Origin of the sequence: Rhodococcus sp. B7740, assembly GCF_000954115.1 — a bacterium.
Classification (GTDB): domain Bacteria; phylum Actinomycetota; class Actinomycetes; order Mycobacteriales; family Mycobacteriaceae; genus Rhodococcoides.
The window spans coordinates 2088123-2101797 of record NZ_CP010797.1 but is presented as its reverse complement, the minus strand read 5'-3'; the positions used below and the strand labels follow the sequence as shown (position 1 = coordinate 2101797).

Sequence of the window (13675 nt, the reverse complement as noted above, 5' to 3'; positions counted from 1 at the left end):
CGCCTCTCACCCGAAGCGCTGCGGAGCCAAGTCTTCCGCCCGCAGTCCGCGCGCAGTCACGTCGATCGGAAGCGGTTCTCCGCGAACGATTGCCGCGCCGACTCGTGCCAGTGCCGCACAGGTCTGGATTCCGTACCCACCCTGACCGGCGCACCAGAAGAAGCCTTCGATGCTCGGGTCGAAGCCCACGACCGGGGTGCGATCGGGAACGAAACTGCGCAGACCCGCCCAGGACGAGCGCAGATGCCGGCCCGTCAGTGTGGTGGCCTCGGCGATGTCGTCGAACGCCCGCGCGATCTCCAACTCGTCGGGGCGCGCGTCACTCGGCTCGGTGGGTGTCTCGTCTGCAGGGGAGCACAAGAGTTGTGCGCCTTCGGGTTTGATGTAGAACTTCTCGTCCATATCGCTCAACGTCGCCAGATTCGCGGTGTCGAGATCGTCGGGCGCGGCGATCATGAACACCGACCGACGCATCGGGACGAGTCCGATCGGATCGGCACCCGCCATGCCGCCCACGACGTCCGCCCACGCGCCTGCTGCGTCGACGACGAGGGGAGCAGTGTGGACCGACCCGTCCGTGGTGTGCACGTGCCACAATCCGTCGACGCGTCCGAGCTGCGTCACGCCTGTCCCGGTGTGGACCTGTCCACCTCGATCGCGCAACCCCCGTACGAAACCCTGGTGCAGCGCGTGGACGTCGACCTCCATCGAATGTGGTTCGTAGAGTGCACAATCGATCAGGTCGGGGCGCAGTGGCGGAAAGAGTGTGCGCGCGTCGGTCGGGGTGACCAATCGGGCGTCGGGTGTCAGTCGGCTGACGTCCGCATACATTGCCTCGAGCGCGTCGCCTCGCCCGATGGCCGCGAACTGCAACAGCGGACGCGGGGCCAGCAGCTCGGTTCGGAAGTGCTCCGGCGGGTCGACCAGAAAGGCCCGGCTGGCCGTCGTCAGGGCCCGAATGGTGCTGTTGCCGTAGGTTTCCAGGAACAGGGCGGCCGAACGTCCGGTGGTGTGGAAGGCCAGGGTCGATTCGCGCTCGAGCAGTGTGACGCGTCGGTCGCTCGCGAGTTCGTAGCCGAGCGAGACACCCCCGATTCCGCCGCCGATCACGATGACGTCGGTGGAGTTCCGTTGCCGCTCGGACGTGGTCATGGATTGCTCCCGTTCGTTGTCTCTGCGGTCCACTGCGCGCCGGGTCCGATCGCCTCGTCGAAGATCAGCCAGGTTCGCGTCGACAGTATCCCGTCGAGTCCCTGCAGTTTGTCGAGCACCAGGTGTCGTAGCGCCGAGGTGTCCGGAGCTCGCACCAGAACGAGGGCGTCGAAGTCGCCGCCCATGAGGCTGACGTGTTCGACGAAGGGGAAGGTGCTCAGATCGTCGGCGACGGCGCGCCAGGAATCCTGCCGAATGGACAACGCCACGTACGCCGACGCGCCGAACCCCGCTTTCTCGTAGGCGATGCGTGCGGTGAATCCCTCGATGACCCCTTCGTCGACGAGACGGTCGACGCGCACGTAGGCGTGTGCTCGCGAGATGTGGGTGGCCTCGGCCAGGGCGCGCATGGACATTCGGCCGTCACGGCTGAGCTCGGTGACGATACGTCGGTCCACATCGTCGAGCTCGTATTCCATCTGTGCCATCCGTCCACTCCAGCCGGTTCGTGAGGGGTCTGTGTGGACGAATTGTCACATTCTTTCCAGCATCGAGCCATCGATCTCTGATTCGGCTCCCGATTTGAATGTCGGTCCATATGGCCGCACTCTGTGTAGAACACATCGATCCGCGACGAACACGCGCAGGAGGGGTACCGCATGACCACGACCGACACGCTCGATCACGTCACGACCTCGGTCGCGCGACGCGTTCGTCAGGGATACGAAGCCGACTTCGTGGAGTGGACCGATCGCGGGATGGACATCGTCCGAACCTTTCCCGGATTTCTCGGTGGCGGTTGGCTGCGCAGTTCCGGCGATTCCAACGACTACCACGTGGTGTATCGCTTCGAGACACACGCCGAACTCGACGCCTGGCTGCGCTCGAATGCCAGGCGCACCTGGCTCGGCACCGGCCGTCCCATCGCCGACGACGTCGCGACACATCGACTCTCCGGTGTGGAGGGATGGTTCGAGCCGCAGTCCAACCTCACCGACGCCGTCCGGGTGATCGGTGGTCCGCCGCCGCGGTGGAAGCAGGCGGTCTCGATCGGGGTTGCCTTCTACGCCGTCAGTCTGCTCGTCAACATCGTTGTGACGCCACACCTGACCGACCTGAACGTGGCCCTGCGTACCGCGCTGGTAGTGCTGATGTGCACGCCGCTGATGGTGTACGTGGTGATGCCGTTCGTCACTGCCCGGCTGCGTCGCTGGCTGGTACCGCGCTCGTAGCCTCGCTTTCGATAGGGTCGAACCCATGCCCGACGCCCCGATACACGATCAATTCGCCCTCGACGGGGCCTGGAACTTCCGTGATCTCGGCGGTGCGCGCACCACGGAAGGGGCGACGGTTCGGCATGGATTGTTCTATCGCGCTTCCGAATTGAGCGCGCTGTCCGAGAGCGGTCAGCGTTCTGTCGGTGACCTCGGGATCCGCACGGTGTTCGATTTTCGTAGCGGTTCGGAGATCGATCGCAGTGGCGCGGACCGAGTTCCGCCGGGCGTCGAGTCGATCTCGGTTCCCTTCGAGATCGTTCGAGGAGTGCGCGCCCCCCACGAAGCTCCCATGCAGGACGAGCGGAGCCAAGTCGAGTACATGATGCGGGCGTACGCGTCCTTCTCGGCTCTCGACGGGGCATCGCATGCGATCAAGCGGGTGGTCGACGCGATCGTCGAGGGGCGCGGTGGCGTCCTGGTGCACTGCGCAGCGGGCAAGGATCGGGCCGGGTGGACCGTCGCGACGGTGTTGCGGGCGGCCGGTGTCAGCGAGGACGACATCGTCGCGGACTACTTACGCAGCAACGACGGGATCGAGCCCCTACTCGCTCACGTGCGCCGAACCTGGGTGGGGGCGGCCGACACGGAGGTCCGACCCACCGAGGCGATACTGGGTGTTCGCGCGTCCTACCTGGAGCACGGGCTGGACGTCATGAAGTCGACGCACGGATCGTTCGACGGGTACCTGACGCACCTGGGTATCGATCGGGACCTCCGGCATCGCCTGACCGCCGCCCTCGTGAACGCCTGAGCGGTAGCCTCGCCCCATGCGTATCGGACATACCGCCCCGGATTTCGAGCTACCGGACCATTCCGGGGAACTGCGTGCGCTGACCGACCTGACTGCGTCGGGCCCGGTCGTACTGTTCTTCTACCCGGCGGCCAACAGCCCCATCTGCACGGCCGAAGCGTGTCATTTCAGGGACTTGGGTACGGAATTCGAGAGATTCGGCGCGCAACGGGTCGGCATCAGTACCGACACCCGAGATCGCAACCAGCATTTCGCGCTGCAGAGGTCGTTCGACTATCCGTTGCTGTCCGACTCCGACGGTGCGGTGGCCGAGCAGTTCGGAGTGCGACGAGGCGGGTGGTTCACCCGGCGGCGTCGGCTTCGTGAGCTCGAACGCGGGCGGGCGCATGCAGCCAACCGTGGGTATCTGCGGCAGCTACTGTCCGTGAAGCGGACGACATTCGTGATCGATCGGAACCGAGTGGTGCGGATGGTGGTGCAGAGCGAACGCGGTCACGTACATGCGACCAAGGCGTTGGAGTACCTGCGCTACCTGTCGTGAAGGGCTGTTCTCGCTATTCGTTCGCGCCGCTGAACAGGGCGGTGTAGACGGCAGGCTTCGATGTTTCGGCGTGCGCATCGGTCGATGCGTCGTCGGGATGGCTGAAGAGCGCCTCGTTCTTGTCCTTGTGTTCCATTCCCCGAGCATGCCCCTGATTCGCGGCAATAGCCACTCGCCGCGCGGGCTGTCCGGGCTCGGCCGGGTGGGATACTGCTCGAGTGCCCGATGAATCCCTGTTCGACGCCCTTCGTCGCGAGCCCGACGCCGAGGCACCCAACCTTCACGCCGTCGACGCCGCGGACCGCCTCGTCCTCGATACCGTCGACGAACTGACCGGAATCGACAGGACCAGGCCGATCGCGGTGATCGGCGACCGGTACGGAGCCCTGACCCTCGGGGCCGCCTCTGTCGGTTTCTCCGCGATACGCGTGCATCAGGACGCCGTCACCGGAGTGCGCGCGCTCGAGCTGAACGCCGCGCGGGTCTCGATGGCCGGGACCTACACCCAGCACGCGCTCGGTGCCGAACTTCTCGACGGCGTCGGCGTGGTGCTGATGCAGTTGCCGCGAGGTCTGGCCGAACTCACCGAGATCGCCGAGCACATCGCCGCACACGCATCGTCGGACGTCGTCGTCCTCGCGGGGGGACGAGACAAGCACATGACCCCGGCGATGAACGACGTCCTGCGGAAGTCGTTCGAGACGGTGACGGCCGGCCGCGGACGACAGAAGGCCCGAGTGCTCACCGCACGTGGGGCTGTGGCGTCGGGAATGACGTATCCGGTGAGCAAGAGGATCGCCGACCTGGACTTGACGGTGGTGGCGCACGGGGCAGTGTTCGCGGGTGCGGGCCTCGACATCGGGACCAGGTATCTGCTCGAGTTCGTTCCGAAGATGCTCCCGCGAGCTCGGGTTGCCGTCGACTTGGGCTGTGGCACAGGAATTCTCGCCACCGAGCTGGCGCGCACCAGGCCCGACCTCGAGGTGATCGCCACCGACCGCTCGTCCGCAGCGATTGCATCGGCGGCGGCCACGGCCGAGGCCAACGGGACGCGTGTGTCGGTGCTCGCCGACGATGCGATGTCCACGGTCGAATCGGAGTCGGTCGATCTGGTGGTGTGCAACCCGCCGTTCCACGAGGGTGCTGCGGTGCACACGGGCGGCGCGAGCAAGTTGTTCGCGGCGGCGGGCCGCGTGCTGAGGCCGGGAGGACAACTGTGGACGGTGTTCAACACCCATCTGAACTATCGGCGCGAACTGGCCGACGCCGTCGGCCCCACCGACCTGATGGGGCGCAACGGCAAATTCACCGTTGCTCGCTCGGTGCGTCCGAGCGAGCAACGGTAGACGGTCAGGTGACCGGGCCGCCGTCTTCGGGAGCTCCGTCGATCTGTCCTCGGTTGCGTCCGAGGTCCTCGACGAGAGTGCCTTCGACTATTTCGGCCTGACGCTGGCCTTCTGCGTAATCGACGTCCGGATCCTCGTCGGATTCCTCGATGACGTGGTCGACCAGTTCCTCGGTCAACTCGTCGTCGGGGGTCTCGGTGATCGGGCGGTCGAGATCGTCTTCGACGGCGATGTCGGGTTCTTCCTCGCTGAGCTTGAGGTCCAGACTTTCGCCCTCGGCTGCTTCGCGAGCAGTGGTGCCGAAGCTGTTGGCCTCGCTCCAGTGATCGGGGGGATCGACCACGGTGTCGCCGTCGTCGTTGCGCACCTCGTCGGAGTCGACGCTCTCGCTGGGGTCCAAGGTCTGGTCGGGTCCGTCTTCGATTGCCATTTCCTCATAGTGCCCGTTTCGATTCGGTGTCACACACGCCGTCGTCTCCGCGTGTCGAGCCCCCACCCGGTAGAGTCCGATTTGTCCGTCGTAGAAGTTCTCCTCCTGGGAACTTTTGTCCGGATGTCAGACGTTCTACTGATGACCGACGGGGAGATCCCCGGTGGGGATCAGAACTTACGAAGGGAAGAGACACGGTGCGCACCTCCAGCAACCCGGTGTTCCGCAACCTGCCCAAGCAGCAGGGCGGCGGCTACGCCACATTCGGATCTGCGACGGCTGGAGCCTCGCAGGCCGCCACCTTCGGCCAGCATCCCGGAACGCAGGCCGACCCGTACACCACCCAGCCCGCACAGCGGGCAATGACCATCGACGACGTGGTCACCAAGACCGGCATCACCCTCGGTGTGCTGAGCGTCACGGCGATCATCTCGTACCTGCTGGTCTCCAACAACACCGCGTTGGCCGCTCCGTTCGTCATCGGCGGTGGCTTGATCGGCTTCGGCCTGGTCATGTTCGCGACCTTCGGTCGCAAGATGGACAACAAGGCCATCGTCCTCGCCTACGCTGCAGCGGAAGGCGTGTTCCTCGGCGCACTGTCGCTGATGTTCACCGGTGTCGCGTTCGGTGGGGTCGGCGGATCGGCCCTCATCGGTCAGGCCGTCCTCGGCACGTTCGGCGTGTTCTTCGGCATGCTGATCGTCTACAAGACCGGCGCGATTCGCGTCACCCCGCGCCTGACCCGCATGGTCGTCGGTGCCCTCATCGGTGTCGTCGTCCTCATGCTCGGCAACCTCGTCGCCAGCTTCTTCATGGAGGACGGTTTCGGTCTTCGTTCCGGCGGACCGCTGGCCATCATCTTCAGCCTCGTCTGCATCGGCATCGCCGCGTTCAGCTTCCTGCTCGACTTCGACCAGGCCGATCAACTGATCCGCGCACAGGCACCGGAGAAGGCAGCCTGGGGCGTCGCCCTCGGTCTGACCATCACGTTGGTCTGGCTGTACGTCGAGATCCTGCGCCTGCTGAGCTACTTCCAAAACGACTAGTGCTCACGAGAAAAGCCCCGCCACTCCTTCGGGAGAGGCGGGGCTTTCTCGTTGTGCTGTCTCGGATCAGCTGAGACGTTCCAGCACCATGGCCATGCCCATGCCGCCGCCGACGCACATGGTCTCGACGCCGAACGTCTTGTCGTGTGTCGTCAGGTTGTTCAGCAGCGTGGTGGTGATCCGGGCACCGGTCATACCGAACGGGTGGCCGATGGCGATGGCACCGCCGGAGACGTTGAGCTTGTCCTCCTCGATGCCGAGGTCGCGCGCCGAACCGAGGACCTGCACCGCGAAGGCCTCGTTGATCTCGAACAGGTCGATGTCGGAGATCGACATGCCCGCGATCTTCAGCGCCTTGCGGGTGGCCTCGATCGGTCCGAGGCCCATGATCTCGGGAGAGGTGCCGGTGACGCCGGTGGAGACGATGCGCGCCAGCGGGGTCAGGCCCAGTTCCTTGGCCTTGGTGTCGCTCATGATGACGAGCGCTGCTGCGCCGTCGTTCAGCGGGCAGGCGTTGCCGGCAGTGATCGTGCCGTTGGGTCGGAAGACCGGCTTGAGCTGGCTGATCTTCTCGTACGTGGTGCCGGCGCGAGGGCCGTCGTCGGTGCTGACCACGGTGCCGTCGGCGAGGGTCACCGGGGTGATCTCCCGCTCGAAGAATCCGGCGTTGATGGCCTCTTCGGCGCGGTTCTGGCTGCGCACGCCCCAGTGGTCCTGGTCCTCGCGGGTGATGCCGGTCAGAAGCGCGACATTCTCTGCCGTCTGGCCCATCGCGATGTACGCGTCGGGCAGTTCGCCGTTCTCGCGGGGGTCGGTCCAGCTGTCCGCGCCCTCTTCCTGTGCCTTCTTGGTACGGGCCTCGGCGTCGGCGAAGATCGGGTTGTGGCTCTCGGGGAGCGAGTCGGAGCTGCCGTGAACGAAGCTGGACACGCTCTCGACACCGGCCGAGATGAACACGTCACCTTCGCCCGCCTTGATCGCGTGCAGCGCCATGCGGGTGGTCTGCAGCGAGGACGAACAGTATCGCGTGATCGTCGTTCCGGGCAGGGAGTCGTAGCCGAGCTGAACCGCGACGATGCGAGCGAGGTTGTTGCCCTGCATGCCGCCGGGCAGTCCGCAGCCCAGAAGCAGGTCGTCGACGTCCTTCGGGTCGAGCGAGGGCACCTTGGCCAGCGCAGCGGCGACCATCTGAGCGGTGAGGTCGTCGGGGCGAATGTCCTTGAGCGACCCCTTCATCGCCCTGCCGATCGGTGAGCGCGCGGTGGCGACGATGACTGCCTCTGGCATGAGATCTCCTTCGAATCGATACTGCGTACCTGCTTTGCTACCGCCGGGTAGGCGATGTCTCCTGACCGAACTTACAACCCCGCCGAATCGGCGCTGCCGCGACGTACGAGATCCTCCGACGCAGTGGTGATCTCGGCGTCGAGTTCTGCCGTTCGCCGGCGCAGAAATCGGTCGAGGGCTGCGGTGGCACGGGGGATCGGCTTGCGCGATTCGACGGCAGCAGACACCGTCGGCAGTTCGGGCAGCGGACCACCGTGCCACACGCCGAGGGCGGAGGCGAGCACCGGCAGAATCTGCTGTGCGGCAAGCTCGTAGCCGGCCGCCGAGGGATGGAAGCGGTCCGCCGAGAACATGGTGTCGGGGGCCGCCAGGAACTCGGGAGCCAGCAGATCGGCCAGGGCCACCGGATGCCCGCCCGCGCTGAGCGTGCGGGCAGTCTGGGCGTGGGCGAGGCGGCGACCCCAATTGCGGACGACGGTACGCAGCGGCTGCGGAATGGCCGTCACGACACCGAGATCGGGGCACGTACCCACGGCGACGACGCAGCCCTTGGCGGTGAGCCGCTCCACCGCGTCGCCCAGTCGGGCCGCCGAAGCCGGAATGGAGAACTTCTTGGTGACGTCGTTCGCGCCGATGAAGATGACCGCGGCGTCGGGAGGGGGACCTGCGACGAACATGGCGTCGACCTGGCCTTCGAGTCCCTTGGATGTGGCACCGGCAATTGCCTTGGTGCTCAAGCGAATTCGTTGGCCTGTTTCCTCCGCCAATCCTCTGGCCAGCAGAACGCCGGGAACCTCGTCGGCGACGGTGCAGCCGACGCCTGCCGCGGTGGAGTCGCCGAAGATCATCAGATGAATATCTGCTGAACTTCCCAATCGCCACCGTTCCGGGGCCACGCAGCCCGCTGTGTAGACGCCGTCCGCCTCCGGTGGTTTGGCCGTGGTGCGCCCGATGACGCCACGCGCCGCAGCGGCCTGCGCCATCAGATGTCGGTACGCGGCCCAGGACGCCGTCCCTGCTCCCGAGCCTGCCAGCACTGTCGCGGCGCTCGCTTTTGCAGCGGTACGCCATCCGCTCGCCGTCACAGATCGATCCCTCTCCTCATGCCTTCCTCACCATCGTATGCGGGTGTCGACGGCCGTGACCGAGAGTCGAATACCTGCATCTGGGAAGATGGAGCAATGCGCATCGCACAGCACATCACCGAACTCATCGGCAACACCCCGTTGGTGAAGTTGTCCACCGTCATCGGCGACGGCGCCGGCACTGTCGCGGCCAAGATCGAATACCTCAACCCGGGTGGTTCGTCCAAGGACCGCATCGCCGTCAAGATGATCGACGCGGCCGAGGCGTCCGGTGAACTGAAGCCCGGCGGCACCATCGTCGAACCCACGTCCGGCAACACCGGCGTCGGTCTCGCACTGGTCGCGCAGCAGCGTGGCTACAAGTGTGTGTTCGTGTGCCCCGACAAGGTCGGTGAGGACAAGCGCAACGTGCTGCGCGCGTACGGAGCCGAGGTCGTCGTCTGCCCCACGGCCGTCGCGCCCGAGGACCCCAACAGCTACTACAGCGTCTCGGATCGACTCGTTCGCGAGATCGAGGGAGCCTGGAAGCCCAACCAGTACTCCAACCCGGCGGGCCCGGCCAGCCACTACGAGACCACCGGTCCCGAGATCTGGGCCGACACCGACGGCAAGATCACCCACTTCGTCGCAGGCGTCGGCACCGGCGGCACCATCTCCGGCACCGGCAAGTACCTCAAGGAGGTCTCCGGCGGCAAGGTCAAGGTCATCGGCGTCGACCCCGAGGGCTCGGTGTACTCCGGAGGTACGGGACGCCCGTACCTCGTCGAGGGCGTCGGCGAGGACTTCTGGCCGACCGCCTACGACCCGTCCATCCCGGACGAGATCATCGCGGTCTCCGATGCCGATTCGTTCGACATGACCCGTCGCCTCGCACGGGAGGAGGGCCTGCTGGTCGGCGGCTCGTGCGGCATGGCTGCCGTTGCTGCTATCCAGGTCGCCGAGCGTGAAGGTCCCGACGCGCTGGTCGTCGTGCTGCTGCCCGATGGCGGACGCGGCTACCTGGCCAAGATCTTCAACGATTCCTGGATGTCCTCGTACGGATTCCTGCGTTCACGCCTGGACGGCACCACCGAGGAGACCTCCGTCGGTGCAGTGCTGCGCGGCAAGTCCGGCGCGCTCCCGGACCTGGTGCACACCCACCCGTCGGAAACCGTGCGTGACGCCATCGAGATCCTGCGCGAGTACGGCGTCTCGCAGATGCCCGTGGTCGGTGCCGAGCCGCCCGTCATGGCAGGCGAGGTTGCCGGCAGCGTCACCGAGCGCGATCTGCTGAGCGCCGTGTTCGAGGGACGGGCCGCGTTGGCCGACCCCGTCGCCAAGCACATGAGCGCGCCGTTCCCGCTGATCGGTGCCGGAGAGACTGTCTCCGACGCCACCAAGGCACTCGGCGAATCCGATGCGCTGATGGTCGTCGAGGAAGGCAAGCCCGTCGGCGTCATCACCCGCCACGATCTGCTCGGATTTCTCAGCAAGGGAGCCTAGGCATGTGAGTGGAACTTCGTAGCAGGCTACGAAGTTCCATTCACATGCGGCGCAGTCGCTTCATCGGAAAGCGCTGGAGCCCGTCAGCGCCTGCCCGATCACGAGCTGATGAACCTCGGACGTGCCCTCGTAGGTGAGGACCGATTCGAGGTTGTTGGCGTGTCGGAGCACCGGGTATTCCAGCGTGATTCCGTTGGCGGCCAGGATCGTTCGGCATTCACGAGCAATCTTGATCGCTTCGCGCACGTTGTTGAGCTTGCCGAGCGACACTCGCTCACCCGGTAGCTGACCCTTGTCCTTCAGTCGGCCCAGGTGCAGCGCGAGCAGCTGACCCTTGCCGAGTTCGAGGGCCATGTTGGCGAGCTTGGCCTGGGTGAGTTGGTACCCGGCCAGCGGCTTGTCGAACACCGCGCGGGTCTTGGAGTACTCGATCGCCGACTCGATGCAATCCCGCGCCGCGCCCATGGCACCGAAGACGATGCCGAAGCGGGCCTCGTTCAGGCAACTCAACGGGCCGCTCAGGCCGCGGGCTTCGGGCAGCATCGCGTCGGCAGGAAGCCGGACGTCGTCGAACACCAACTCGCCGGTGATCGACGCGCGGAGCGAGAGCTTCTTCTTGACCGTGTTGGCGGTGAATCCGGGGGTGTCCGTGGGGACGACGAAACCCCTGACCTTGTCGTCGGTCTGGGCCCACACGACGGCGACGTCGGCGACCGGCCCGTTGGTGATCCACATCTTGCTGCCGTTGAGGATCCAGTCGTCACCGTCGCGCTTGGCGCGGGTGAGCATGCCTCCTGGGTTCGATCCGAAGTCGGCCTCGGTGAGCCCGAAGCAACCGATCAGCGATCCCTCGGCCATGCCCGGTAGCCACTGCTGCTTCTGCTCCTCGGAGCCGTACTTCCAGATGGCGAACATCGCCAGTGAGCCCTGCACCGAGACCAGCGATCGAATGCCGGAGTCGATCGCCTCGAGCTCGAGGCAGGCCAGGCCGTACGCCGTCGCGGAGGTTCCGGCGCAGCCGTAGCCCTCGAGATGCATGCCCAGCAACCCGAGCGAGCCCAGTTCCTTGGCCAGTTCACGGGCCGGCACAGTGCCGTCGTCGAACCAGTCGGCGATGTGTGGACGGATGCGCTCGTTGCCGAACTTGCGGACGGTGTCTCGGATCTGACGCTCTTCGTCGTCGAGTAGTGAATCGATCGCGAACAGTTCGTCGACGCTCTGGGAGTTGGCCACGGTGCCTCTTTCCGCTGGGGGTTGTCTTCGCAGGTTACCCACGACCCCGCCGGGCGACGCAGGCCGATTAGGGTGGAGGGCATGAGTGAGCAGCGCAGCAAGGCAGACAACACCTCCTGGCAGGGCTTTTCCACGAAGGCGGTGCACGCCGGCTACGAGCCGGATCCGCTGACCGGCGCGGTGAACGTGCCGATCTACGCCAGCTCCACCTTCGCTCAGGACGGCGTCGGCGGTATGCGCAGCGGTTTCGAGTACGCGCGCACCGGCAACCCGACGCGTCGGCCGCTCGAAGCCAACCTGGCGGCCATCGAGTCCGGCACCTACGGGCGCGCGTTCTCCTCGGGCATGGCGGCGACGGACTGCCTGCTCCGCTCGGCGCTTCGCCCCGGTGACCACCTCGTCATCCCCAACGACGCCTACGGCGGCACGTACCGATTGATCGACAAGGTCTTCACCCAGTGGGGCATCGAGTACTCGGTGGCTGCGGTGTCGGATGTCGACGAGGTCCGCGCGGCGATGCGCCCGAACACCAAGCTGGTCTGGGTCGAGACGCCCACCAACCCGTTGCTCAACGTCGGTGACATCGAGGCGCTCTCGGGCGTCGCGCACGAGGGCGGGGCCAAGCTGGTCGTCGACAACACGTTCGCGTCCCCGTATCTGCAGCAGCCCCTGAGCCTCGGTGCCGACGTGGTGCTGCACTCGACCACCAAGTACATCGGCGGACACTCCGATGTCGTCGGCGGCGCGCTGGTGACCGACAGCGAAGAGCTCGATACGGCGTTCGCGTTCCTGCAGAACGGCGCGGGCGGTGTTCCGGGACCGTTCGACGCGTTCCTGACCTTGCGCGGCATCAAGACTCTCGCGCTGCGGATGGAGCGACACAGCGACAACGCCGAGAAGATCGTGGAATTCCTCGAGGGGCATCCGGCCATTTCGCAGGTCATCTATCCCGGACTCGAATCGCACCCGTCTCATGCGGTCGCGGCGAAGCAGATGCGACGGTTCGGCGGCATGGTGTCGGTGCGGCTGGCCGGCGGCAAGCAGGCTGCACTCGACTTCTGCGCGAAGACCGAGATCTTCACCCTGGCGGAGTCCTTGGGCGGCGTCGAGTCGCTGATCGAACATCCCGGCGCGATGACCCACGCCTCGACGGCCGGTTCGTTGCTCGAGGTACCCGACGATCTCGTGCGGCTGTCGGTCGGCATCGAGGACGGTGCCGACCTGGTCGGCGACGTCGAGCAAGCATTGGCATGATCGTCGCACTGATCGACTCGGGCCTGGGGATGCTCCCCACGGCTGCGCGGCTCCGCCAGGTGCGTCCCGAGCTCGATCTGGTGCTGATGATGGATCCCGACAACGCTCCCTGGGGACCCAAACCGGATCGGTGGGTGATCGACCGGGTGGTCGCCACCGCCGAGCACGCCGTCGATCTCGGTGCCGAGGTGGTCGTGCTTCCGTGCAACACCGCCAGCGTGACGGCGCTGAGCCACGTTCGGGCCGCGCTCGGTGACACGATCCCGGTGGTGGGTACCGTCCCGGCGATCAAACCCGCTGCGGCGCAGAGTGATCGGATTGCGATCTGGGCAACGGCAGCAACGACGGCCAGTGCCTATCAAGCGCGGTTGATCGAGGAGTTCGCCTCGCATCGGACGGTGACGAGCGTGGCGTGCCACGGTCTGGCGGATTCGATCGACCGCGGAGACCAGCGGGGGATCAGCGCTGCGATCGCCGCCGCCGTGGCTGCCACTCCCGACGACGTCCAGTCGGTCGTGCTGGGGTGCACGCACTACCCGCTGGTGCGTGGCGAGATCGTTGCGCAGCTGCCCACCGAGGTGACGATGTTCGACAGCGCCGAGGCCGTGGCCAATCAGACCGTCCGACGCGTCGACGAGGTCGGCTCGAGCGGTTCGGGTACCGGCCGCGTCTCGGTGTGGCTCAGCGGAATCGAGGGCGGGTTGCCTGCGAGCGCGCAGCGGTATCCCGAAGGAAAGCTGCTACTCGACGACCTGCGAGCAGAGCAGCACTGACCCGTCGGGGAATGCAGG

15 protein-coding genes are annotated in these 13675 nt (G+C 66.1%); 8 read left to right on the top strand and 7 right to left on the bottom strand.

Going from position 1 to position 13675, the window contains the following annotated elements; genetic code table 11:
- Nucleotides 1–6 precede the first annotated feature (6 nt).
- Nucleotides 7–1152 (bottom strand): NAD(P)/FAD-dependent oxidoreductase, encoded by a 1146-nt coding sequence (locus NY08_RS09540; RefSeq protein ID WP_045196040.1) that lies wholly within the window; start codon nt 1150–1152, stop codon nt 7–9.
- Complete coding sequence (locus NY08_RS09535) at nt 1149–1640, bottom strand: Lrp/AsnC family transcriptional regulator (protein ID WP_045196038.1); 492 nt, start codon at nt 1638–1640, stop codon at nt 1149–1151. The genes NY08_RS09540 and NY08_RS09535 overlap by 4 nt, the downstream gene beginning before the upstream one ends.
- A 171-nt stretch (nt 1641–1811) precedes the next feature.
- Here NY08_RS09535 and NY08_RS09530 point away from each other — a divergent pair, with 171 nt between their 5' ends.
- Genes NY08_RS09530 through NY08_RS09520 form a run of 3 tightly spaced genes read left to right on the top strand, consistent with a single transcriptional unit; the run spans nt 1812 to nt 3721 of the window.
- Nucleotides 1812–2384 carry an antibiotic biosynthesis monooxygenase gene (locus NY08_RS09530; RefSeq protein WP_045196036.1) on the top strand — a complete coding sequence of 191 codons (573 nt, stop codon included), beginning with the start codon at nt 1812–1814 and terminating at the stop codon, nt 2382–2384.
- A 25-nt stretch (nt 2385–2409) separates the two neighbouring features.
- Nucleotides 2410–3180 carry a tyrosine-protein phosphatase gene (locus tag NY08_RS09525; RefSeq protein ID WP_045196034.1) on the top strand — a complete coding sequence of 257 codons (771 nt, stop codon included), beginning with the start codon at nt 2410–2412 and terminating at the stop codon, nt 3178–3180.
- A gap of 16 nt (nt 3181–3196) precedes the next feature.
- Nucleotides 3197–3721 (top strand): peroxiredoxin, encoded by a 525-nt coding sequence (locus tag NY08_RS09520; RefSeq protein ID WP_032397591.1) that lies wholly within the window; start codon nt 3197–3199, stop codon nt 3719–3721.
- A 13-nt stretch (nt 3722–3734) separates the two neighbouring features.
- Here NY08_RS09520 and NY08_RS26580 read toward each other — a convergent pair whose 3' ends face one another.
- Nucleotides 3735–3857 carry a hypothetical protein gene (locus NY08_RS26580; RefSeq protein WP_254923930.1) on the bottom strand — a complete coding sequence of 41 codons (123 nt, stop codon included), beginning with the start codon at nt 3855–3857 and terminating at the stop codon, nt 3735–3737.
- Nucleotides 3858–3939: 82 nt separating this feature from the next.
- Between NY08_RS26580 and NY08_RS09515 the strand changes: the two genes are divergently transcribed.
- A complete protein-coding gene (locus NY08_RS09515) occupies nt 3940–5067 on the top strand; it encodes a class I SAM-dependent methyltransferase (RefSeq protein ID WP_045196032.1) in 1128 nt (375 codons plus the stop codon).
- Nucleotides 5068–5071: 4 nt separating this feature from the next.
- On the opposite strand, the gene NY08_RS09510 is transcribed toward NY08_RS09515, so the two are convergent.
- Nucleotides 5072–5497, bottom strand: a complete 426-nt coding sequence (locus NY08_RS09510; protein WP_032397589.1) for a hypothetical protein — start codon at nt 5495–5497, stop codon at nt 5072–5074.
- Between the two features lie 197 nt (nt 5498–5694).
- On the opposite strand from NY08_RS09510, the gene NY08_RS09505 reads away from it, so the two are divergent.
- Entirely contained in the window at nt 5695–6543 is an 849-nt protein-coding gene (locus tag NY08_RS09505; RefSeq protein ID WP_032397588.1) for a Bax inhibitor-1/YccA family protein, read from the top strand.
- Between the two features lie 66 nt (nt 6544–6609).
- Here NY08_RS09505 and NY08_RS09500 read toward each other — a convergent pair whose 3' ends face one another.
- Complete coding sequence (locus NY08_RS09500; protein WP_045196030.1) at nt 6610–7830, bottom strand: acetyl-CoA C-acetyltransferase; 1221 nt, start codon at nt 7828–7830, stop codon at nt 6610–6612.
- Nucleotides 7831–7901: 71 nt separating this feature from the next.
- Nucleotides 7902–8915 (bottom strand): SGNH/GDSL hydrolase family protein, encoded by a 1014-nt coding sequence (locus NY08_RS09495; RefSeq protein WP_045196028.1) that lies wholly within the window; start codon nt 8913–8915, stop codon nt 7902–7904.
- A gap of 96 nt (nt 8916–9011) precedes the next feature.
- On the opposite strand from NY08_RS09495, the gene NY08_RS09490 reads away from it, so the two are divergent.
- Nucleotides 9012–10397 (top strand): cystathionine beta-synthase, encoded by a 1386-nt coding sequence (locus NY08_RS09490; RefSeq protein WP_032397585.1) that lies wholly within the window; start codon nt 9012–9014, stop codon nt 10395–10397.
- A gap of 60 nt (nt 10398–10457) precedes the next feature.
- Here NY08_RS09490 and NY08_RS09485 read toward each other — a convergent pair whose 3' ends face one another.
- Nucleotides 10458–11630, bottom strand: a complete 1173-nt coding sequence (locus NY08_RS09485; RefSeq protein ID WP_045196025.1) for an acyl-CoA dehydrogenase family protein — start codon at nt 11628–11630, stop codon at nt 10458–10460.
- 81 nt (nt 11631–11711) lie between these two features.
- Between NY08_RS09485 and NY08_RS09480 the strand changes: the two genes are divergently transcribed.
- Together NY08_RS09480 and NY08_RS09475 are read left to right on the top strand one after the other, a co-directional pair.
- Nucleotides 11712–12884, top strand: coding sequence for a cystathionine gamma-synthase (locus NY08_RS09480; protein ID WP_032397583.1), 1173 nt, complete (start codon nt 11712–11714; stop codon nt 12882–12884).
- On the top strand, nt 12881–13657 hold the full coding sequence (locus NY08_RS09475; protein WP_045196023.1) for a glutamate racemase: 777 nt from the start codon (nt 12881–12883) through the stop codon (nt 13655–13657). The genes NY08_RS09480 and NY08_RS09475 overlap by 4 nt, the downstream gene beginning before the upstream one ends.
- Nucleotides 13658–13675: the final 18 nt, after the last annotated feature.